Genomic DNA, 21,484 nt, shown 5'->3' with positions numbered 1-21,484 from the left:
CCTCTTGCTTCACTATGACGTGGGGAAAATCAATTCCAGCGCCTGGATTGACGATTCCCAGTCTGCTTTTTCAAGAATGCCTTGCTGTAAAAATGCTTCCAGATGCGGCCAGAGCGTAATGGCTTTGTCCAGCATCGGGTCGCTGCCTTTGGCGTACGCGCCGACGCTAATCAGGTCGCGGTTACGCTGGAAACTGGAGAGCAGCTGTTTGAAATTGCGCACCCGCGCGTAGTGCTGCTCGCTGATCAATGCGGTCATGGCGCGGCTGATGGATGCCTCGATGTCGATGGCGGGAAAGTGCCCGGCTTCGGCCAGACGCCGCGACAGTACGATGTGGCCATCGAGAATGGCGCGCGCGGAGTCGGCGATCGGGTCCTGCTGATCGTCGCCTTCGGTTAGCACGGTATAAAAGGCGGTGATTGACCCCCCGTCGGTAATCCCGTTTCCGGCCCGCTCAACCAGCGCGGGCAGCTTGGCGAACACTGACGGCGGATAGCCTTTGGTGGCCGGGGGTTCACCGATCGCCAGTGCGATTTCACGCTGCGCCATCGCGTAACGAGTGAGTGAATCCATAATCAGCAGCACGTGCTGGCCGCGATCGCGGAAGTCCTCCGCCACACGGGTGGCGTAGGCGGCGCCCTGCATACGCAGCAGCGGCGACACGTCTGCCGGTGCGGCAATCACCACCGAGCGCGCGCGGCCTTCGGTACCGAGAATATTCTCGATAAAATCTTTCACTTCACGACCACGTTCACCGATAAGCCCCACGACGATCACGTCGGCGCGGGTATAGCGCGCCATCATGCCGAGCAGCACGCTTTTACCGACGCCGGAACCGGCAAACAGCCCCATACGCTGGCCGCGACCCACGGTCAGCAGGGCGTTAATCGGCCGTACGCCGGTGTCCAGTACGTGTTCAATCGGCGTGCGCTGGAGCGGGTTAAAGGGCGGGGTGATCAGCGCGCCGGTTTCGGTGGTGTCCGGTGCGGGCAGACCGTCAAGCGGTTTGCCGCTGCCGTCGAGCACGCGGCCGAGCAGCGCCGGGCCCAGCGGCAGCTGTTTGCCGCTTTGCAGGCCGTCGCCAACGGTGTTGCGGGCGTAAACGCGCGCGCCGGGCAGAATGCCTTCCACTTCTTCCAGCGGCATTAAAAACAGGCGCTGGCCGTTGAAGCCGACGACTTCGGCCTCGACCTCCTGCATCTCAGCGCCCTGCTGGCGTTCGATAATGCAAGTGGCGCCGAGCGGCAACTGTAGACCGGTCGCTTCCAGTACCAGTCCGGTGGCGCGGGTCAGGCGGCCGTAGCGACGCACGGCCGGAAGCTGGGCAATGCGCGCCTCAAAATTGTCGAGCGTGTTCAGCCAGCGGGTCAGGCGCACGGTCATCAGCAGGCTCCCGGCGCCGCCAGGCGGCACAGTTCCTGCCAGCGGGTGGCCACGCTGGCATCAAGATCGCCTTCATCAGCGGAGACTTTACAGCCGCCGGGATGCAGCGTGGGATCGCCGCGCAGCCGCCAGCCGTGCAGGTTCAGGGTCGCGCCCAGCATCTCTTCCACGCGCGGGAGATCTTCCGGGCTCACCCGCAGCTGTGGTTTACCGCTGAACAGCGGCTCCTGCTGCAGCAGCGATTGAATTTGTTTAATCAGCGCGGTGTTATCGACCACTGGCACCTGGCCAACGATTTGCCGCGCGGCTTCCAGCGCCATCTGCATCAGGCGCGAGGCAATCACGCTGTCGAGCGTGTCCAGCGTGTGCTGAAATTCGCTTGCCAGCTGCTGCATACGGGCATGAATAGGGGCCTGCTCTTGTCTGGCCTGCACCAGCCCCTGTTCCAGTCCCTGCGCCAGCCCTTCCTGATAACCCTGCTGCTGGCCGGCGGCGTGACCTTCCCGCAGCCCGGCCTGATAGCCCTGCTCGTGGGCCTGGATTTGCAACTGGGCCAGTTGCTGCTGTTGCAGCTGCTCGGCGGAAATTTCTGCCTGCTCCACGTCGGGCTCGTCGAGGGAGAGCGGGGCGAACTCCATTTCCACCGGCGGCGCAAGATCGTCAGGCTGCCAGATTTTCCACGGTGTGGTATCAGACATAGGTGTCGTCTCCGCTGCCAATCACCATCTCGCCGGTTTCGGCCAGGCGGCGAACGATAAGCAGAATGGCCTTCTGCTCGTTTTCCACCTGAGACAGACGAACCGGGCCGCGGTTGGCCAGGTCGTCGCGCAGAATGTCGGCCGCACGCTGGGACATATTGCGCAGGAACTTCTCGCGCAGCGGCGGCTCGGAGCCTTTGAGTGCGATAAGCAGCGATTCGGAATCCACTTCCTGCAGCAGGCGCTGGATGCTGCGATCGTCGACCTCGACCAGATTTTCGAACAGGAACATCTCGTCGATAATTTTCTGCGCCAGCTCGCCGTCGAATTCGCGTACGGCGGTAATGACCGCCTCTTCCTGCTGCGTTTTCATCAGGTTGATAATTTCGGCCGCCGTTCTCACGCCGCCCATTTTGCTGCGCTTGAGGTTCTGGCCGTCGAGCAGTCCGTTCAGCACTTCGGTCAGCTCCGCCAGCGCCGCCGGCTGCACGCCGCCGAAGGTGGCAATACGCAGCATCACATCGTGACGCAGACGCTCGTCGAACAGCGCCAGAATATCCGCCGCCTGGCCACGTTTGAGGTGCACCAGAATGGTGGCGATAATCTGCGGGTGTTCGTCGCGGATAATATCGGCGGCACTCTGCGGCTCCATAAAGTTGAGCGTTTCGATGCCGCTGGTGGTTTCGCGGGTTTCGAGAATGTCTTCCAGCAGGCTGGAGGCGCGCTCTTCGCCCAGCGCTTTCACCAGCACCGAACGCAGGTATTCGTTGGCGTTGACGCTCAGCGCCGCGAACTGTTCGGCCTCTTGCTCAAATTCAGCCAGCACGTCGGTTAACTGCTTGTTCGAGATTTGCTTGACCGCCGCCATGGCGGTACTGAGCTGCTGAACTTCGCGGGTGCTGAGGTGTTTAAACACCTCAGCCGCGCGATCTTCGCCAATGGTCATCAGCAAAATGACGCTTTTGTCGATTCCAGAAAGATTACTCATGGTCGTTATTCATCCATTGGCGAATGACCAGCGCCACCACGCGCGGATCGTTATCAGACATTTCGCGAATACGCTGGCTCATGACTTCGGCGCTCAGGCGCTGGTTGGCGCGGCGTTGCTGCGTCTGCTCATCTTTGCTGAGGCGAACCTCAACGGCTTCCTGAATTTCCTGCTGCGCTTTGGCTTTTTCCTCGGCGGCCTGAGCAACCTGTTCGCGGCGCGCCAGCTGAGGTTTAATCCCCTTACGCCACAGCAGCCAGGCAACGATCAGTACCAGCAGCCAGCGTCCGGCGGACATCAGCTGATCGATAAACGATTGCTGCTTCCAGAACGGCAGTTCGCCGCCGCTTTCATCGGTGCTGTTAAACGGCGAGTTGACCACGTTCAGCGTGTCGCCGCGCTGCCCGGAGAAGCCCATGGCTTCGCGGGTTAAATCTTCAATCTGCTTCATCTGATCGCTGGTCAGCGGCAGCGGCTTGCCATCAGGCAGATTGCGATAGTTGACTACCACCGCCACCGACAGACGCTGGACGTCGCCAACGTTCTTTTTGGTGTGCGAAATGGTGCGGTCGAGTTCAAAGTTGCTGGTCTCGCTACGCTGGGTATTGCGCGGGCCGCTTGTCGTCGCGGTCGTGCGGGTATTGGTGTTCTGGCCGTTAGCCTGGTTAGCCTGGTTGCCCTGGTTCGCCGGCGGAGTGGAAATCGGTGCTGACGGCGCTGGCGCTGGCGTATTTGACAGTGCGCCCGGTACGCCGCCCGGATACGGGCTGCCAATCTGATCGCTTTCGCTGACCTGGCGCGAACGTATCGCGGTCTGGTTAGGATCGCCGTTCGGACGATACTGCTCGTCGGTCTGCTCTTTGTTGTCGAAGTTAACCTGTGCGGTGACCTGCGCGTGGACGTTGCCGTTGCCCACGATCGGGCCGAGAATCGCTTCAATACGGCGCTGGACGCGGCCTTCTACGTCGGCGGTGTACTTCAGTTGGGCATCGTTGAGGTCGCGGGCGCTGGTGTTGGATTGCGTCAGCAGATGACCGCCCTGATCGACCACCGTCACGTTACCCGGCGGTAGCCCGGCGACCGCGCTGGAGACCAGATGGACAACGGCCGAAATTTGCCCTTCATCGAGCGCGCGGCCCGGTTCCAGGTTGACGGTAATGGAGGCAGAAGGGGATTTTTGTTCGCGCACGAACAGCGACGGCTTCGGCATCGCTAAATGCACGCGGGCGCTTTTCACCGGCCCCAGAGTTTCGATGGTGCGCGACAGTTCACCTTCCAGCGCGCGCTGGTAGTTCACCTGCTCGCTGAACTGGCTGATGCCGAATTTTTCCTGGTCGAGCAGCTCAAAACCGACCGCGCCGCCCTTTGGCAGGCCCAGCTGTGCCAGGCGCAGGCGCAGTTCATGCACTTTATCGGCCGGCACTTCCAGCGCGCCGCCGTTATCGGCAAAACGGTAGGGGATGTTCATCTGGGTCAACTGGGTGACGATGGCCCCCCCGTCCTGGTCGGACAGGTTGCTGAACAGCGTGCGGTAGTCCGGGGATTTGGCCCACAGTACCATCGCCACGAGAATAGCCACCGCGGCGGCACTGGCCACCATCAGCGGGATTTTAGGATTAGCGCGCAGGCGATTGACCCATTCTATCGTTTTATTTTGTGGCGTAGCCGTAGCACTCGCGCTCATTGCGCACCTCGTCGATCCTGATCAATGGCGTTAAACGTAAACGAAAACAAAGCAGACTCCCTGGCGCAAAACGTATAAAGACAGCCATGACATTATTTGATGCTTCAGAAATTTTGATGGGCCAAATAACCCGTTTTTATAGCGCTATTTAACGCCTTTATCTTATTGACAAACTGATAAGCTCGTTCACAGGTAAAAACAATCTGGAGTCAATATGGCGATTCAGGGTATTGAGGGCGTGCTGTCGCAGATGCAGGCCACGGCGGCGATGGCGCGCAATCAAAGCGTTGATGTGCAGCCTGACATTAGCTTTGCCGGTCAGCTGACCGCGGCGCTGGACCGCGTGAGCAACGCGCAAAACAGCGCCAAAGCGCAGGCAGAGAAGTTCACCTTAGGGGAACCGGGTATTGCGTTGAACGATGTGATGACCGATCTGCAAAAAGCGTCCGTGTCGCTGCAAATGGGGATTCAGGTGCGTAATAAGCTGGTAAGCGCCTATCAGGACGTGATGGGCATGCAGGTGTAGCGACTGTATGGGTGGCGAAACGTTCGCCACCACCATTCCTCTCACCTCTTTTTTGTTGGCTCGTCGCGGCTGCCGTTGAGCCTGACGCTGGCGTTGTGCCTGCCTGGCGTTAATCCATAAAGTCGTTTTCTCTCTTCAGGGCTATCGCTCTACATCGTCATTTCCCGTGAAACGCCAGCGTGTTTAACGCTATAATGTTTCTGTTTTTTTCTCCCCGAACAGGATGAATAATGAAAAAATTAGCCATTGTGGCGGCGCTGATGACGTTGGCGGGCTGTGCGCAGATTGACAACTACTCAACGGTGGTGAAAGCGCCTGCACCGGAAGGGCTGGCCGGCTACTGGCAGACCATGGGGCCACAGAGCGCGCTGGTGAGCCCGCAGGCGATGGCGAGCCTGATCATCACTCGCGACGGCGACACTCTCGACTGCCGCCAGTGGCAGCGCGTGATTGCTCTGCCGGGTAAACTGACCCTGCGCGACAAAGACGTCTATAACGTCACGCATAAGCTGGATGTTTACGCGATCGAGCGGGAAGGGAATTCGCTGAGCTATGACGGTATGACGCTGCAGCGGGTGGCGCGTCCGACGGTAGAGTGCGAGAAGGCGCTGGCGAAAACGCCGCTGAAGTCGACGCTGCCGTAAGCCATTGACGCTCCGACATGCACCATGCCGGAGCGCTTTTCGTCAATGGTTGAGGTCGACGTTGTCCTGCGGCACCAGCACGTGGCCGCCCTGATTGCCGTAGGTAGTCATGACCGTCTTTTGCATCGACGATTGACCCACCAGTTTTGCCAGCTCATCCATCCGCCCCTGCAGCAGGCGCTTGACGGTGTTTTCGTTATCCAGCACTTTGCGTAGCAAAGGACGCAGCTGTTCCTGAAGCGGATCGGTCGGATCGCTATCTCGCGTCAATTGAGCAATCTTTTGCACCGCATTTACGTACTCTATTTCACTGGCAATCAGTTCGTCCCACAGACCCTCCGTGGCAAGCCGCAGCATCATATTGCTTTTTTCAACCAGCTGTTGGTATGAGAGGTAAAGGTGCGATGCATAGCTCATTAGACGGCATCCTGAATCGTATTGGGCGTAAGTAAAGATTCCTTCCAGGCTTCGGCGATATTGCGCATTAATGCCTCAACTTCCTCAACGGCGCTAACATCATTGTGCAGGTTGGCCTGCAGAAGGCGTCTGACCATATAAGCGTAGAGCGACAGCAGGTTCTGCGTCAGCTCATCGCGGCTGTCTTCATCAAGGCCAATCTTCAGCCCATTGTCGATAATGTTGATGGCTTTCGACAGAGAAAGACCTTTTCCCTGCTGGTTACCGTCCTGCATAAACAGGCGGGCGCGGATCAGCGCGCTCAGCGCGCCGTCGAACAGCATCGTGACGAGCTGATCCTGACTGGCGCTCATGACGGCGCTTTCCACTCCAATCTGTGCGTAGGCCTGCGTACCTTTTGCCCCGTACATGCGCTTTCTCCCGGTTAACGATGATTACTTGGAACTGCTGGTCGACTCAAACTGCTGGGTTAAGTAGCTGCTGGTGCTGTTCAGCGAGGTCATTAACACGTCCAGTTGGGTAAACTGCTCTTTATAACGTGCGACCTGGGCATCGATACGATCGCTGGCCGCGTTGTAGTCTTTGGTTAATTTGTTCAGCGTTTTGCTGACGCCATCGGTAGCGGCCTTGATGATGCCGGTGGTGGACAGCCAGCTGGTCAGGTTGGTGCCAATGGTGGTGGTGATGCCGGTTTTTTTACCGTCGCCGACCAGCAGATCGCCCACGCCGGAAGAATCTTTTTTCAGCGCCGCGGTCAGTTTATCGTTGTCCAGCTCCAGTTTGCCGTCGCTCGGGTCGGTGGTAATACCGATCTGCGCCAGCGTTTTGTAAGAAGAGGAGCTCAGCGAATTGCTTAACATACTTTTCAGCTGGGTCTGAATGGTACGCAGCGTGGTGTCGCCCAGCAGTGCGCCGTTGTTGGCATCCTGGCTGTCTGCGCCCGCGTCTACAGCGGTGTATTTTGTCAGGCTGCTGAAGGTATCGAGCAGGGTGTTATAGGCGGTCACCCAGGCGCTGATGGCGCTCTGCGCTTTGCTGGTGTCCTGAGTGATAGTCAGCGTCTGGTTGCCGGAGGTGACATCGTTGAGGTTCAGCGTAATGTCTTCCAGCGCGTCGCTGATGGTGTTGCTGCTGTTTTCAATCGGAACGTTGTTGACGGTCAGCTTCGCGTTTTGCGCGTTAACGCTCTGTTCCATACCGTTGCTGGCATCGGTGCTGGTGCCGTTATAGCCCATAAAGCTTTGCAGCGCGCTGTCGCCGCTGACGCTTAAGGTCATGGCGTTATCTGAACCGGTATCGTTCGAGGTGATCGACAGACGATAGGCGCCGTTGCCGACGTTAATGATACTGGCGCTGACGCCCGCTTTCGCATTGTTGATGGCATCGCGAATACCGGTTAACGACGAGTTAGCGGCGCTGATATCGATGGTCACCGGCTTTTTATCGCCGCCCTGCTGGATAGTTAAGGTGCTGTCGCCGGTGGCAATGGCGGTCTTGCTATCGCTCTGGGTGGTTTTGGTGGTCAGCGTTTGCGCCTGTGCCAGCTGCGTGACGCTGATGGTGTATTTTCCCGCAATGGCGCTGCCGGTCGTGGTGGCGCTAAACGCGGTGGTCGAACTGGTGGTAGTGGTCGCGGTGAACAGATCGGCTTTCGACAGCGCGGTGTTGGCGGTCTGGAATGCTTCGAGCCCGCTTTTCAGGCTGCCGTAGGCGCTCAGCTTTGCGGTATAGGAAGACTGTTGTTTAGAAATCGGCGTCAGCGTCTGTTTTTGTGCGGCGGTAAGGCTATCCAGAATGTCGCTCAGATTCAGGCCCGATCCAACTCCTAGTGAAGAAATGCTTGCCATTGTTATTCCTTGATTTGTCGACACGTAGAATGAATGTCTGGGTTATCGGCCTGAATGCGTCAAAGTTTACGCTTAATTGTTTTTTTTTAATGGCAGGAATAAGGGCAAGAGAAAAGAGTAATTCGGCGGCTAAAAAAATGCGTGATTGCGAAAAAAAATTCTAAAGGTTGGTTTACGGCAGACGATAACAAGTTTGACGGCGATTGAGCCGAAGGGTGGAAACCCAATACGTAATCAACGACTTGCAATATAGGATAACGAATCATGGCACAAGTCATTAATACCAACAGCCTCTCGCTGATCACTCAGAACAACATCAACAAGAACCAGTCTGCTCTGTCGACTTCTATTGAGCGTCTGTCGTCAGGTCTGCGTATTAACAGCGCGAAGGATGATGCTGCGGGTCAGGCGATTGCTAACCGTTTCACTTCCAACATTAAAGGCCTGACTCAGGCTGCGCGTAACGCCAACGACGGTATCTCCTTGGCACAGACCACGGAAGGCGCACTGTCTGAAATCAACAACAACTTACAGCGTGTGCGTGAACTGACCGTTCAGGCAACCACCGGCACTAACTCCGATTCCGACCTGTCTTCTATCCAGGACGAAATCAAATCCCGCCTGTCTGAAATTGACCGTGTATCCGGCCAGACCCAGTTCAACGGCGTGAACGTACTGTCTAAAGACGGTTCCCTGAAAATTCAGGTTGGCGCGAACGATGGCCAGACTATCTCCATCGACCTGAAAAAAATTGACTCTGATACCCTGGGCCTGAACGGTTTTAACGTGAATGGCAAAGGTACTATTGCCAACAAAGCGGCGACCATCAGCGATCTGGCTGCCACGGGTGCTAACGTATCAAACGCCAGCAATATCAGCGTTGCGACGAACTTTAATGCCCTGGATGCAGCAACGGCGTTTAGTAAGCTGAGCAATGGCGACCAGGTAACCATCACAAGTGGTGCCGACGCGGGTACCTATACTTACGACGCAACGGCTAAAAACTTTACCACCACGAAAACCGTTACCTCGGGTGCGAATACTGATAGCCTGGGTGCTTCACTGAAAGCGGCTGCAGGCCAGACTGCTTCTGGTACCTATACCACCCTTTCTGGCAAAGTTAACTTTGATGCTGATGCGAGTGGCAATATCACCATCGGTGGACAGCAGGCTTACCTGGTTGGCGGCGTCCTGACCACCAACAACCCGACTGGTGCTACTGCTGCAACCATGGGCGCTCTGTTTACCGCCGCTGATGGTAAGACTGCGGCTGCTGGTGCATCTACCGTTGATTTCGGCGGTAAGACTTACAACTTCGCTGGTGGCGATGGTACTACCGGTGGCGGCGTTACTTACAAAGATACCGTGTCGTCTGATGCTCTGCTGGCTGCAGTTAATGCTGATACTACTGCTAATGACGTTAGCATGACCTTCAACAACGGTCCGCTGACCTTCAGCACAACCTTCACTTCTGGTTCTTCTACTGGCGCTGCAGGCGTGAAAGCTTATGTTGATAGCGATGGTGAACTGACGACCACGGGTTCCTTCAACACCACTTACTCTGTTGATAAAGATACCGGTAGCGTCACTGTGACCGGCGGTACAGGCTCTGGTAAATACGCAGCTAACGTTGGTGCTCAGGCTTATGTCAGCGCTGACGGTAAACTGACTACCGAAACCACAAGCGCAGGCACCGCAACCAAAGATCCTCTGGCTGCCCTGGATGCCGCAATCAGCTCCATCGACAAATTCCGTTCTTCCCTGGGTGCGATTCAGAACCGTCTGGATTCTGCGGTAACCAACCTGAACAACACCACCACCAACCTGTCTGAAGCGCAGTCCCGTATTCAGGACGCCGACTATGCGACCGAAGTGTCCAACATGTCTAAAGCGCAGATCATTCAGCAGGCCGGTAACTCCGTGCTGGCAAAAGCTAACCAGGTACCGCAGCAGGTTCTGTCTCTGCTGCAGGGCTAATCGCTCTCAACCTGACTCAACCCCGCTTCGGCGGGGTTTTTTGTTGCTGAAATTTTACTTACTCTGCAAATAACCCCACATTTTCCCCACTGTTCCATCGATTAAAACGGCTATAGAAACGGATAATCGTGCCGATAACTCATATTGATGCAGGGCTGTTTATCGTGAATTCAATGTATACCGCTGAAGGTGTAATGGATAAACACTCGCTATGGCAACGCTATGTGCCGTTGGTACGACACGAAGCGCTGCGCCTCCAGGTGCGTTTGCCGGCGAGTGTGGAACTGGACGATCTGCTCCAGGCGGGCGGTATCGGCTTATTGAACGCTGTTGAACGCTATGACGCTCTGCAAGGTACGGCATTTACCACTTACGCAGTGCAGCGCATCCGTGGGGCGATGCTGGACGAACTACGCAGCCGTGACTGGGTTCCGCGTAGCGTCCGGCGAAACGCGCGTGAAGTTGCGCAAGCGCTGGGTCAACTGGAGCAAGAGCTGGGACGAAACGCGACGGAAACCGAAGTCGCGCAGCGATTGGGGATTGCGGTTGAGGAATACCGTCAGGTGCTGCTGGATACCAATAACAGCCAGCTTTTTTCCTACGATGAGTGGCGGGAAGAGTACGGCGACAGCATCGAACTGGTGACGGAAGAGAATCAGCACGAAAACCCACTGCATCAACTGCTGGAAGGCGATCTGCGCCATCGCGTGATGGAGGCCATTGAGGCCCTGCCGGAACGCGAGAAGTTGGTGTTAACCCTCTATTACCAGGAAGAGCTCAATCTTAAAGAGATTGGCGCGGTGCTGGAAGTCGGGGAGTCGCGCGTCAGCCAGCTGCACAGCCAGGCGATCAAGCGTTTACGCATCAAGCTGGGTAAGTTGTAGGTTGGAATAACGTAAAGTTTGACCAAAAAATGCCGCATTAATCAATGAAAACCCGGAGTTATCATGATGATGCAGGTAAAAAGACGGCCGCTAAGCCGCTATTTGAAAGACTTCAAACACAGCCAAACGCACTGCGCACATTGTCATAAACTGCTCGATCGCATCACGCTGGTCCGCCACGGGGAGATAGTGAACAAAATCGCGATTTCCCGTCTCGATACCCTGATGGATGACGCCGCGTGGCAGCAGGAGCGTAGCGCGTGGTCCGCACTGTGCCGCTTCTGTGGCGATCTGCACTGCAAAGAGCGGAGCGCTTTCTTCAATATCATCGGCTTTAAACAATACCTTCTCGAACAAACCGACATGAGCGCTGGCACCGTGCGCGAATACGTGGTGCGCCTGCGTCGTTTGGGCAATCATTTCACCGAACAGCAGGTGCCGCACGCATTGCTGCAAGAGCGCCACGCGGATGAAAAGCTGGAAGCCTGGCTGCCGGACACCAGCACCAACAATTATCGCATTGCGCTGCGTAAATACCTGCGTTTTCAGCGCCACGCTCCCCGGAGCGGCGAACAAGATTTCGCAGATTGTGAAACCTCTGATATATATTAATTTGGAATAACATGTATCGCATAGGTGTTTGTCATTGATGATGAACGGTTTACACTACTGAAAAAATGATGTTTTTCGGGGGAATGATGAAGCTGAAGTTTCTGGGTCGTCAGGCGCTGATGGGCGTAATGGCCGCTGCGCTGGTCGCAGGCGCAAGTGTTCACGCTTTTGCGGCTGAAAATTTATTAGACCAGGTCAAAGAACGCGGCACGCTGCGCGTTGGGCTGGAAGGCACCTATCCTCCGTTTAGTTTCCAGGGCGATGATGGCAAGCTGACCGGTTTTGAAGTCGAGTTCGCTAACGAGCTGGCGAAGCATCTGGGTGTGAAAGCCGATCTGAAGCCGACCAAATGGGACGGTATGCTGGCGTCGCTGGACTCCAAACGTATTGACGTGGTGATTAACCAGGTCACCATTTCGCCGGAACGTCAGAAGAAATATGACTTCTCCACCCCGTACACCATCTCCGGTATTCAGGCGCTGGTGAAAAAGGGGAATGAAGGCACCATCAAAACCGCCGCCGATCTGAAAGGCAAAAAAGTCGGCGTCGGCCTGGGAACCAACTACGAAGAGTGGTTGCGTCAGAACGTGCAGGGCGTAGACATTCGTACCTATGATGATGACCCGACCAAGTATCAGGACCTGCGCGTAGGCCGCATCAATGCTATCCTGGTTGACCGTCTGGCCGCGCTGGACCTGGTGAAGAAAACCAACGACACGCTGGCCGTTGCCGGTGATGCGTTCTCCCGCCAGGAATCGGGCGTGGCGCTGCGTAAAGGCAACGAAGACCTGCTGAAAGCGGTTGATAGTGCGATTGACGCCATGCATAAAGACGGTAGCCTGAAGGCGCTGTCCGAAAAATGGTTCGGCGCAGACGTGACGCAGTAATCGCTCCGATCGAAAAAAGGCGCTGAAAGGGCGCCTTTTTTTATTTTGGGCGCATAATAAAAACGAGACCAAGGAGATGTTATGTCACTGCAAAATTTAACCCGCTTTCCGCGCCTGGAATTTATTGGCGCGCCGACGCCGCTGGAATACCTGCCGCGCTTTTCTGACTACATCGGGCGCGATATCTTTATTAAGCGCGACGACGTCACGCCGCTGGCAATGGGCGGCAACAAGCTGCGCAAGCTTGAGTTTCTCGCCGCCGATGCGCTGCGCGAGGGGGCCGATACGCTGGTGACCGCCGGCGCGATTCAGTCTAACCACGTGCGCCAGACGGCGGCCGTGGCGGCCAAACTGGGCCTGCACTGTGTGGCGCTGCTGGAAAACCCGATGGGCACCACGGCGGAAAACTACCTCAGCAACGGCAACCGCCTGCTGCTGGATTTATTCAATACTCAGGTCGAAATGTGCGATGCGCTGAACGATCCGAACGCCCAGCTTGCCGAGCTGGCGACGCGCCTTGAGGCGCAGGGCTTTCGTCCGTACGTGATCCCGGTAGGCGGATCAAACGCGCTGGGCGCGCTGGGTTACGTGGAGAGCGCGCTGGAAATCGCCCAGCAGTGCGAAGGCGCGGTGTCGATTTCATCCGTCGTGGTCGCCTCCGGCAGCGCGGGTACCCATGCGGGCCTCGCCGTTGGTCTGGAGCAGGTCATGCCGGAAGCCGAACTGATTGGCGTAACCGTCTCGCGCAAGGTTGCCGATCAGTTGCCGAAAGTGGTGACGCTTCAGCAGGAGATTGCCCGTAGCCTTGAGTTGACGGCGAAGGCCAACATTACGCTGTGGGACGATTATTTCGCGCCGGGTTACGGCATCCCTAACGATGACGGCATGGAGGCGGTTAAGCTGCTGGCACGTCTGGAAGGTATTCTGCTCGACCCGGTGTACACCGGCAAGGCGATGGCCGGGCTTATTGATGGCATCAGCCAGAAACGCTTTAAGGATGAAGGCCCCATTTTGTTTGTTCACACCGGCGGCGCGCCTGCGCTGTTCGCCTATCATCCTCACATCTAAATAGAACGCGCTCATGCAAGAAAGTATTCAATTAGTGATTGATTCCGCACCGTATTTGCTCAAAGGTGCGGTCTTTACCCTCCAGCTTAGTATTGGCGGGATGTTCTTCGGGCTGGTGCTGGGCTTTATTCTCGCGCTGATGCGCCTGTCGCCGATTGCGCCGGTGCGCTGGCTGGCGCGCTGCTACATCTCTATCTTTCGCGGCACGCCGCTGATTGCCCAGCTGTTTATGATTTACTACGGCCTGCCGCAGTTTGGCATCGAGCTGGACCCCATTCCGTCGGCGATGATTGGCCTGTCGCTTAACACCGCGGCCTATGCCGCCGAAACGCTGCGAGCGGCGATTTCATCGATCGACAAAGGGCAGTGGGAAGCGGCCGCCAGTATTGGCATGACCCCGTGGCAGACCTTGCGTCGGGCGATTCTGCCGCAGGCGGCGCGGGTCGCGCTGCCGCCGCTGTCGAACAGCTTTATCAGCCTGGTGAAGGATACCTCGCTGGCCGCCACCATTCAGGTGCCGGAACTGTTCCGCCAGGCGCAGCTGATTACTTCGCGCACGCTGGAAGTGTTCACCATGTACCTGGCCGCATCGCTGATTTACTGGGTGATGGCGACAGTGCTGTCGATGCTGCAAAACTATTTTGAAAACCAGCTTAACCGCCAGGAGCGAGATCCGAAATGAGCGCGATAGAAGTCAAAAACCTGGTGAAAAAATTCCACGGACAGACGGTGCTGCACGGCATTGACCTTGAAGTGAAAGAGGGCGAAGTGGTGGCGATTATCGGGCCGAGCGGTTCTGGTAAAACCACGCTGCTGCGCAGTATTAACCTGTTGGAGCAGCCGGAGAGTGGCACCATTCGCGTGGGGGAGATAACCATTGATACCGCGCGGCCAATGAGCCAGCAGAAGGGGCTGATTCGCCGCCTGCGACAGCACGTTGGTTTTGTGTTTCAGAGCTTTAACCTGTTTCCACACCGCACCGTGCTGGAAAACATTATTGAAGGGCCGGTGATTGTGAAAGGCGAGGATAAACCCGGTGCGATCGCCCGCGCTCGCGAGCTGTTAGCGAAGGTCGGGCTGACAGGCAAGGAAGCGAGCTATCCGCGACGTCTTTCCGGCGGCCAGCAGCAGCGCGTAGCCATAGCCCGCGCGCTGGCGATGCGTCCGGACGTCATTCTCTTCGATGAGCCCACCTCCGCGCTGGACCCGGAACTGGTCGGCGAGGTATTGAATACCATTCGCGCGCTGGCGCAGGAAAAGCGGACGATGGTTATCGTTACCCATGAGATGAGCTTCGCGCGTGATGTGGCCGATCGGGCTATTTTTATGGATCAGGGGAGAATCGTCGAGCAAGCGGAGGCAAAAGCCCTGTTTGCCAATCCGCAGCAGGCGCGTACGCGTCAGTTCCTCGAAAAATTCCTCATGCAATAGCGCTAATGCGCGCCGGGTAGCCTAACCGGCGCGCGGCGGCGGCTACTTAATTTATATCGCAAAGGATGACCACGTGCGGGCATCCTCTTTTCAATGAAAAATTTTACTTAAGTTCGCCTTATTAATAGGTGGACATTATTTCATTACGGGCGCGCGTAAAGGGCCTGATTGCAGCTATATCGCGTGTTACGTTGCAAAAATGCGGCAATTTAAGATTATTTTGCGATAGCGTGATATTTTATACATATAAATAAGATTTATGTGTTAGGTTTCAGTATTCATAAAAATGATTGTTGATCAGGGGGTTTCTCGTTTGTTATGAGAGACGATGATTTTTTCAGTTGGCGGCGGGAAGTGCTGCATCTTTTCCAGGCGGCGACAGCAAGCGCGCAGATATACACGTTACTTCAGCAGCAAACCGAATATCTGGAATATGATTTCTTCGCCCTGTGCGTTCGTCACCCGGTGCCGTTTACCCGGCCCCGCATTTCGGTGTATACCACCTATCCAGATGCCTGGATGTCGCACTATAAGTCGGCAAACTATATGGCTATCGATCCGGTGCTGAAACCGGATAATTTCTCACTGGGCCATTTGCGCTGGGATGATGAGCTCTTTAGCGACGCCCAGGAGCTGTGGCACGCTGCGCGCGAGCATGGTTTGCAAACGGGGGCCACGCAGTGCCTGATGTTGCCGAATCATGCGCACGGTTTCTTATCGGTGTCGCGTTCACGCGTGCTGCGCGTTGCTCAGGATGAGGATGAAATGGCGCTGCGCTTACAGATTCTGCTGGAAATGAGCCTGTTGGCATTATTACGCGTCGAAGACGAAATGGTGATGCCGCGCGAGATGAAATTCAGTAAGCGGGAATTAGAAATTCTGAAATGGACTGCGGAAGGAAAAACATCGGCGGAAATTTCGATGATTCTGTCTATTTCAGAGAATACGGTGAATTTCCATCAAAAGAATATGCAGAAGAAATTCAATGCGCCTAATAAAACGCAGATTGCCTGCTATGCGGCGGCGATTGGTTTGATCTGACTTGTATTCACACGTTCTGCGTGCCAGACGGCAAACCGACCGTCAGCAGCGATGCCGACGGCCGGTTTTTAATTACTGGCGATAAGCTTGTTTAATTTGCTTAACGGTACTGGAAAATACGGCAGCCTGAGCTTCATCTTCTAACTGCGCAATTTGCTTTTCCATCTTAATAATCACACGACCGGCGTCAGCCTGCCCCATCGCTTGCAGCATCAGGGTCAGCATGGCCTTCAGGCAGGAGAGTTCCTGGGCCAGATTTTGATTATTTTCAGCGGTGGAAAAATCAGGTGTGCTCATTTATTGCCTCGTACAATTTCTGCGCATTATGCGCGATGCGGATGATGAAAGCGGCGCAGTATACCACAAGCGGAGAGAAAAAAAGGAGTGCCTGTTTTTTGCGCGCTGCTCAGAGCTGATATTAATTATTATTTTCGACTGCATGGGCAGTGGGTTAGCCGCAAATTGTTTAAATACGGTTCCTGCATCGTTAATAGTTGTTACATATTATAGGGGCTATTTAGCAAATATACGATAAAGCGCCTGTTTACGCCGATAATCACCGCCTGCATACTGATAACGGCCTTTGGCATCTTACTGTTTTTAAGAGCTTTCCAGCATCTGTACATGAATATTTCCAAAAACGAGATCGAAATCGAAGCTCTGGCATTTTTAGACTTTCACAGATGATATAAAACCCGGTAGTATGGGGGAATTAAGCAGTAGTAGCGTTATCCCTATTCTGGAGATTATTCCTTTGATCAACGTCCTTCTTGTTGATGACCACGAACTGGTGCGCGCAGGGATACGACGCATTCTGGAAGATATAAAAGGTATTAGAGTGACCGGCGAGGCAAACTGCGGGGAAGATGCGGTGAAGTGGTGCCGTGCTAACCCTGTCGACGTTGTGCTGATGGACATGAACATGCCCGGCATCGGCGGCCTCGAAGCTACGCGCAAAATTGCGCGGTCTGCGGTCGATACCAAAGTCATTATGCTGACCGTACACACGGAAAATCCGCTACCGGCGAAAGTGATGCAGGCTGGGGCTGCAGGCTATCTCAGCAAAGGCGCCGCGCCGCAGGAAGTGGTTAATGCTATCCGCTCCGTGTTCTCCGGCCAGCGTTATATTGCGTCCGATATCGCTCAGCAGATGGCCTTAAGCCAGATCGAGCCAGAAAAAACGGAATCGCCGTTCTCCAGTTTGTCTGAACGTGAATTGCAGATTATGCTGATGATCACAAAAGGTCAGAAGGTGAATGAGATTTCAGAACAGTTGAATCTGAGTCCCAAGACGGTCAACAGCTACCGTTATCGTATGTTTAGCAAGCTGAACATACACGGTGACGTTGAGTTGACGCACCTGGCAATTCGCCATGGCCTGTGCAATGCGGAGTCGTTAGCAAGTCAGTGAGTGATGTTTTTGATTCAAAAGCCTTTCTGAAAACCGTAACCAGCCAACCCGGCGTTTATCGTATGTATGATGCCGGCGGCACGGTTATTTATGTTGGCAAAGCCAAGGATCTCAAAAAACGCCTTTCCAGCTATTTTCGTGCTCAGGTTGCTTCGCGCAAAACGGAAGCGCTGGTCGCGCAAATTGCGCAAATTGACGTCACCGTGACCCACACCGAAACGGAAGCGCTGCTGCTCGAACACAACTACATCAAGCTCTATCAGCCGCGCTATAACGTACTGCTGCGTGATGATAAATCGTATCCTTTTATTTTTCTCAGCGGCGATACCCACCCGCGCCTGGCGACCCATCGCGGCGCTAAGCATGCGAAAGGCGAATACTTCGGGCCATTCCCGAACGGCTATGCGGTGCGGGAGACCCTGGCGCTGCTGCAAAAGATTTTCCCCATCCGCCAGTGTGAAAACAGCGTGTACCGCAACCGCTCGCGCCCCTGCCTGCAATACCAAATCGGCCGCTGCCTCGGGCCGTGCGTGAAGGGGTTGGTGAGCGAAGAAGAGTATGCGCAGCAGGTTGAATACGTGCGGCTATTCCTTGCCGGTAAAGATGATCAGGTGCTGACGCAGCTGATTGCGCGTATGGAAAAAGCCAGCCAGGCGTTGGCCTTTGAAGAAGCGGCGCGTATTCGCGACCAGATTCAGGCGGTGCGCCGGGTTACCGAGAAACAGTTTGTCTCCAACAACGGTGACGATCTGGACGTGATCGGCGTGGCCTTTGAAGCCGGTATGGCCTGCGTGCACGTGCTGTTTATTCGCCAGGGCAAAGTGCTCGGCAGCCGCAGCTACTTCCCGAAGGTGCCGAACGATACTGAACTGGGCGAGGTGGTGGAAACCTTCGTCGGTCAATTTTATTTCCAGGGCAGCCAGGTGCGCACGCTGCCGGGTGAGATCCTGCTCGACTTTACGCTGCAGGACAAAACGCTACTCGCCGATTCTTTATCAGAGCTGGCCGGGCGACGCATTCAGGTGCAGACAAAACCGCGCGGCGATCGCGCGCGCTATTTAAAGCTGGCGCGTACCAATGCGGTGACCGCGCTGTCGACTAAACTTTCCCAACAGTCCACCGTCCATCAGCGCCTGCAGGCGCTGGCCGCCGAGCTGAAGCTGCCGGCGATTAAGCGGATGGAGTGTTTTGATATCAGCCATACCATGGGCGAGCAGACGGTGGCGTCCTGCGTGGTGTTCGATGCCAACGGCCCGCTGCGCGCCGAGTATCGCCGCTATAATATTACCGGCATTACCCCGGGCGATGACTATGCGGCCATGAACCAGGTGCTGCGTCGCCGCTATGGTAAAGCGATTGATGAGAGTAAAATTCCTGACGTTATCCTGATTGACGGTGGGAAAGGGCAGTTGGGGCAGGCGAAAGCCGTGTTTGCCGAACTTGATGTGCCGTGGGATAAACATCATCCGCTGCTGCTGGGGGTGGCAAAAGGCAGCGACCGCAAAGCGGGGCTCGAGACGCTGTTCTTTGAACCGGAGGGCGAGGGGTTTAGTCTGCCTCCGGACTCGCCGGCGCTGCACGTTATTCAGCATATTCGTGATGAGTCGCACGATCACGCCATTTCAGGCCACCGTAAAAAGCGCGCGAAGGTCAAGAGCACCAGTTCGCTGGAGACCATCGAAGGCGTAGGGCCGAAGCGGCGCCAGATGCTGCTCAAATACATGGGCGGCCTGCAGGGTTTACAGCAGGCCAGCGTCGAAGAAATTGCCAAAGTGCCCGGAATCTCGCTTGGCTTAGCAGAAAAGATCTTCTACTCGTTGAAACATTAGGGGCTCTGTAGCAACATAGGGCTAATATTTACTAACAACAGATAGTTACCGCGCCATGCAATATAATATCCCTACATTGCTTACGTTGTTCCGCGTCATCCTGATTCCATTTTTCGTGCTGGCGTTCTACCTTCCTTTTGTCTGGGCGCCGTTCGCGTGCGCGCTGATCTTCTTTGTCGCCGCCGTGACAGACTGGTTTGATGGCTACCTTGCCCGTCGCTGGAACCAGAGCACCCGCTTTGGCGCTTTCCTCGATCCGGTCGCCGATAAAGTCATGGTCGCCATCGCCATGGTGCTGGTAGCCGAGCACTACCACACCTGGTGGGTTACGTTACCGGCGGCAACGATGATCGCCCGTGAAATTATTATTTCCGCGCTGCGCGAGTGGATGGCTGAGCTGGGTAAACGCAGCAGCGTTGCCGTCTCCTGGATTGGTAAAGTGAAGACCACCGCGCAGATGACCGCGCTGGTGTGGATGCTGTGGCGTCCGAATATCTGGGTTGAGTGGGCGGGTATTGCATTATTCCTGGTGGCGGCCGTGCTGACGCTGTGGTCTATGCTGCAATATTTGAACGCGGCGCGCGGTGATTTGCTTCAAGAGTGATCGTTTCGACGCAATTTTCAGCAAACGATACAAAGTTGCGAAAAATACCGTTGACTCACCGCGTCAGATAAGTAGAATGCAACGCATCGAACGGCAGCACTGATTGCCAGACGATAGCAAAATCAAGTGGTTAACGAATCAACTTGATAATGCGGGAATAGCTCAGTTGGTAGAGCACGACCTTGCCAAGGTCGGGGTCGCGAGTTCGAGTCTCGTTTCCCGCTCCAAATTAAAAGCATCGGCAATAGCGGGTGTTTAAGATTTAAAGGCGCGTTAGCAAAGCGGTTATGTAGCGGATTGCAAATCCGTCTAGTCCGGTTCGACTCCGGAACGCGCCTCCACTTTCTTCCCGAGCCCGGATGGTGGAATCGGTAGACACAAGGGATTTAAAATCCCTCGGCGTTCGCGCTGTGTGGGTTCAAGTCCCACTCCGGGTACCATGGGAAAGTAAAGAATAATCAAAGCAATAAGCAGTGTCGTGAAACCACCTACGGGTGGTTTTTTTGTTTTTGTCCCTTGTGTTCACTGCGCCTCAGCCATCGCTTTCCCCACTCAGATCGATAACGGCTGCACTGCCTGACATCAGCGGTTTACACAAAATCTTATAGCCATCGTGATCGAAACCGGCCTGCTGGCGCGATAGGGTTGCAGCTTCGGCAAGCGAACCAACCGAGCCCAGCCACATCCAGTTGCGGATAATATGATACTGAATGAGATCATCGCTCTCCTCTGGCAATGCGATCGCCCTACGCCACGGCCAACAGATGAGCTGAAGCTGCTCAAGTGCACAAAGCAACCTGTGGTGGTGTGCGTCGAGGGTCTCTTTACCGCAGCAGGCACCGGCGCAGCGGTGAAGCGCCGAGCGAAAACAGCCGCGCCCTTTATTCAGCGGTTCGAGGCCGAGCAATCCGTAACAGAGCCGGTGCGCGTCGGCAATAGACCGCAACGCTTCCAGCGCAGTGCGACGATTGGCGAACAGCCCGTATAAGCCAGCGTGATGAGAAAAGTCGATTTCTTTTGCGTACACTACCTCAGGCTTTCTGTTCTGCATATGCAACGCGCACAGCTGGTGGCTGCTGCGCAGGCGCTTATTGAACAGCGGCTGCTGTGCTTTAATCATTTTAGCTTCCAGCAGCAGTGCGCCGATTTCCCCCGCGGTGCGCGTCCAGCTTATTCGTTTCGCCTGATAGAGCATGGCGGCTTCATCGGGCGTACGCAGGTGTGACAGCACCCGGCTGCGCAGGTTTATGCTTTTCCCAATATAGAGCGGCAACGTTTCACTTTCGCCATGAAAGACATACACGCCGGGCAAGGGTGGGATCGCCGAAATAAACGGGCGCAGGTGCTCGGGGTACGCGTATATTGCGGCGGGGGAAAATTGTGAGCGGTACGTTGGGCGTGAGGGCAAGTGGCCTCCGGTATCTGTTTATTTAAACAGTATAACGACAAAATCCAGAGGGCTCCAGAATGGCCAGGGGAACACGTCAATCGTTGGGGCGGGGAGTGTCAGGCCGGATACAGAATATCGCGCCGGGTATTCATGATGTTATGGA

22 protein-coding genes and 3 tRNA genes are annotated in these 21,484 nt (G+C 55.6%); 16 read left to right on the top strand and 9 right to left on the bottom strand.

Translation table 11 applies throughout. The features are described 5' to 3' along the window. Positions 1 to 12: 12 nt before the first annotated feature. The 4 genes from fliI to fliF are packed head-to-tail and all read right to left on the bottom strand — an operon-like array spanning position 13 to position 4,753. Positions 13 to 1,383 (bottom strand): flagellar protein export ATPase FliI, encoded by a 1,371-nt coding sequence (gene fliI, locus V6942_RS13375; protein WP_333501340.1) that lies wholly within the window; start codon positions 1,381 to 1,383, stop codon positions 13 to 15. Next, the gene (gene fliH / locus V6942_RS13370; RefSeq protein WP_106929944.1) at positions 1,383 to 2,081 is read right to left on the bottom strand and encodes a flagellar assembly protein FliH; all 699 of its coding nucleotides are present in this window, start codon (positions 2,079 to 2,081) and stop codon (positions 1,383 to 1,385) included. Before fliH ends, fliI begins: the two co-directional genes overlap by 1 nt. Further along, positions 2,074 to 3,069 (bottom strand): flagellar motor switch protein FliG, encoded by a 996-nt coding sequence (gene fliG / locus V6942_RS13365; RefSeq protein WP_182930393.1) that lies wholly within the window; start codon positions 3,067 to 3,069, stop codon positions 2,074 to 2,076. The genes fliH and fliG overlap by 8 nt, the downstream gene beginning before the upstream one ends. Then, positions 3,062 to 4,753: a flagellar basal-body MS-ring/collar protein FliF gene (gene fliF, locus V6942_RS13360; protein WP_106929940.1), complete on the bottom strand. Its 1,692-nt coding sequence runs from the start codon at positions 4,751 to 4,753 to the stop codon at positions 3,062 to 3,064. The genes fliG and fliF overlap by 8 nt, the downstream gene beginning before the upstream one ends. 214 nt (positions 4,754 to 4,967) lie before the next feature. On the opposite strand from fliF, the gene fliE reads away from it, so the two are divergent. Together fliE and yedD are read left to right on the top strand one after the other, a co-directional pair. Continuing rightward, a complete protein-coding gene (gene fliE, locus V6942_RS13355) occupies positions 4,968 to 5,279 on the top strand; it encodes a flagellar hook-basal body complex protein FliE (protein WP_106929938.1) in 312 nt (103 codons plus the stop codon). Between the two features lie 230 nt (positions 5,280 to 5,509). Next, the gene (gene yedD, locus V6942_RS13350; protein ID WP_106927901.1) at positions 5,510 to 5,923 is read left to right on the top strand and encodes a lipoprotein YedD; all 414 of its coding nucleotides are present in this window, start codon (positions 5,510 to 5,512) and stop codon (positions 5,921 to 5,923) included. Positions 5,924 to 5,965: 42 nt separating this feature from the next. Here yedD and fliT read toward each other — a convergent pair whose 3' ends face one another. From fliT to fliD, 3 genes are read right to left on the bottom strand one after another with little or no spacing between them, the layout of a single operon-like run. Then, entirely contained in the window at positions 5,966 to 6,340 is a 375-nt protein-coding gene (fliT, locus tag V6942_RS13345; protein ID WP_106927899.1) for a flagella biosynthesis regulatory protein FliT, read from the bottom strand. Beyond that, complete coding sequence (fliS, locus tag V6942_RS13340) at positions 6,340 to 6,750, bottom strand: flagellar export chaperone FliS (RefSeq protein ID WP_106927897.1); 411 nt, start codon at positions 6,748 to 6,750, stop codon at positions 6,340 to 6,342. The genes fliT and fliS overlap by 1 nt, the downstream gene beginning before the upstream one ends. Positions 6,751 to 6,774: 24 nt before the next feature. Next, complete coding sequence (gene fliD, locus V6942_RS13335; protein ID WP_333501339.1) at positions 6,775 to 8,187, bottom strand: flagellar filament capping protein FliD; 1,413 nt, start codon at positions 8,185 to 8,187, stop codon at positions 6,775 to 6,777. A 264-nt stretch (positions 8,188 to 8,451) separates the two neighbouring features. Between fliD and V6942_RS13330 the strand changes: the two genes are divergently transcribed. The 8 genes from V6942_RS13330 (at position 8,452) to sdiA (ending at position 16,087) form a co-directional block, all read left to right on the top strand. Beyond that, complete coding sequence (locus V6942_RS13330) at positions 8,452 to 10,164, top strand: FliC/FljB family flagellin (RefSeq protein WP_333501338.1); 1,713 nt, start codon at positions 8,452 to 8,454, stop codon at positions 10,162 to 10,164. A gap of 164 nt (positions 10,165 to 10,328) precedes the next feature. Beyond that, positions 10,329 to 11,048: an RNA polymerase sigma factor FliA gene (locus V6942_RS13325; protein WP_106927920.1), complete on the top strand. Its 720-nt coding sequence runs from the start codon at positions 10,329 to 10,331 to the stop codon at positions 11,046 to 11,048. 60 nt (positions 11,049 to 11,108) lie between these two features. Then, positions 11,109 to 11,660 carry a flagella biosynthesis regulatory protein FliZ gene (fliZ, locus tag V6942_RS13320; protein WP_106927891.1) on the top strand — a complete coding sequence of 184 codons (552 nt, stop codon included), beginning with the start codon at positions 11,109 to 11,111 and terminating at the stop codon, positions 11,658 to 11,660. Between the two features lie 86 nt (positions 11,661 to 11,746). Beyond that, positions 11,747 to 12,547: a cystine ABC transporter substrate-binding protein gene (tcyJ, locus tag V6942_RS13315; protein ID WP_333501337.1), complete on the top strand. Its 801-nt coding sequence runs from the start codon at positions 11,747 to 11,749 to the stop codon at positions 12,545 to 12,547. Positions 12,548 to 12,628: 81 nt separating this feature from the next. Continuing rightward, the gene (gene dcyD, locus V6942_RS13310) at positions 12,629 to 13,615 is read left to right on the top strand and encodes a D-cysteine desulfhydrase (protein WP_106927889.1); all 987 of its coding nucleotides are present in this window, start codon (positions 12,629 to 12,631) and stop codon (positions 13,613 to 13,615) included. A gap of 13 nt (positions 13,616 to 13,628) precedes the next feature. After that, on the top strand, positions 13,629 to 14,297 hold the full coding sequence (gene tcyL, locus V6942_RS13305; RefSeq protein ID WP_106927887.1) for a cystine ABC transporter permease: 669 nt from the start codon (positions 13,629 to 13,631) through the stop codon (positions 14,295 to 14,297). Next, on the top strand, positions 14,294 to 15,046 hold the full coding sequence (tcyN, locus tag V6942_RS13300; RefSeq protein WP_182930398.1) for an L-cystine ABC transporter ATP-binding protein TcyN: 753 nt from the start codon (positions 14,294 to 14,296) through the stop codon (positions 15,044 to 15,046). Before tcyL ends, tcyN begins: the two co-directional genes overlap by 4 nt. A 318-nt stretch (positions 15,047 to 15,364) precedes the next feature. Further along, positions 15,365 to 16,087 carry a transcriptional regulator SdiA gene (sdiA, locus tag V6942_RS13295; protein WP_106927883.1) on the top strand — a complete coding sequence of 241 codons (723 nt, stop codon included), beginning with the start codon at positions 15,365 to 15,367 and terminating at the stop codon, positions 16,085 to 16,087. 72 nt (positions 16,088 to 16,159) lie between these two features. Here sdiA and V6942_RS13290 read toward each other — a convergent pair whose 3' ends face one another. Next, the gene (locus tag V6942_RS13290) at positions 16,160 to 16,384 is read right to left on the bottom strand and encodes a DUF2594 family protein (protein ID WP_035894108.1); all 225 of its coding nucleotides are present in this window, start codon (positions 16,382 to 16,384) and stop codon (positions 16,160 to 16,162) included. A gap of 457 nt (positions 16,385 to 16,841) precedes the next feature. Here V6942_RS13290 and uvrY point away from each other — a divergent pair, with 457 nt between their 5' ends. The 6 genes from uvrY (at position 16,842) to V6942_RS13260 (ending at position 20,371) form a co-directional block, all read left to right on the top strand. Beyond that, entirely contained in the window at positions 16,842 to 17,498 is a 657-nt protein-coding gene (uvrY, locus tag V6942_RS13285; RefSeq protein WP_064544562.1) for a UvrY/SirA/GacA family response regulator transcription factor, read from the top strand. After that, entirely contained in the window at positions 17,495 to 19,327 is a 1,833-nt protein-coding gene (uvrC, locus tag V6942_RS13280) for an excinuclease ABC subunit UvrC (RefSeq protein ID WP_106927881.1), read from the top strand. The genes uvrY and uvrC overlap by 4 nt, the downstream gene beginning before the upstream one ends. Positions 19,328 to 19,382: 55 nt before the next feature. Next, positions 19,383 to 19,931 carry a CDP-diacylglycerol--glycerol-3-phosphate 3-phosphatidyltransferase gene (pgsA, locus tag V6942_RS13275; protein WP_182930399.1) on the top strand — a complete coding sequence of 183 codons (549 nt, stop codon included), beginning with the start codon at positions 19,383 to 19,385 and terminating at the stop codon, positions 19,929 to 19,931. 151 nt (positions 19,932 to 20,082) lie between these two features. Then, positions 20,083 to 20,158, top strand: a tRNA-Gly gene (locus tag V6942_RS13270). 40 nt (positions 20,159 to 20,198) lie between these two features. Further along, positions 20,199 to 20,272: transfer RNA gene (locus V6942_RS13265), tRNA-Cys, on the top strand. 12 nt (positions 20,273 to 20,284) lie between these two features. Next, positions 20,285 to 20,371: transfer RNA gene (locus V6942_RS13260), tRNA-Leu, on the top strand. A gap of 92 nt (positions 20,372 to 20,463) precedes the next feature. Here the strand turns inward: V6942_RS13260 and cho are convergent. Then, positions 20,464 to 21,339, bottom strand: coding sequence for an excinuclease Cho (cho, locus tag V6942_RS13255; RefSeq protein ID WP_333501336.1), 876 nt, complete (start codon positions 21,337 to 21,339; stop codon positions 20,464 to 20,466). Between the last annotated feature and the right edge of the window lie 145 nt (positions 21,340 to 21,484).

This window comes from Kluyvera genomosp. 2 (assembly GCF_036759865.1).
GTDB classification, from domain to species: domain Bacteria; phylum Pseudomonadota; class Gammaproteobacteria; order Enterobacterales; family Enterobacteriaceae; genus Kluyvera; species Kluyvera ascorbata_B.
This window is presented reverse-complemented; position numbering and strand designations above follow the sequence as displayed.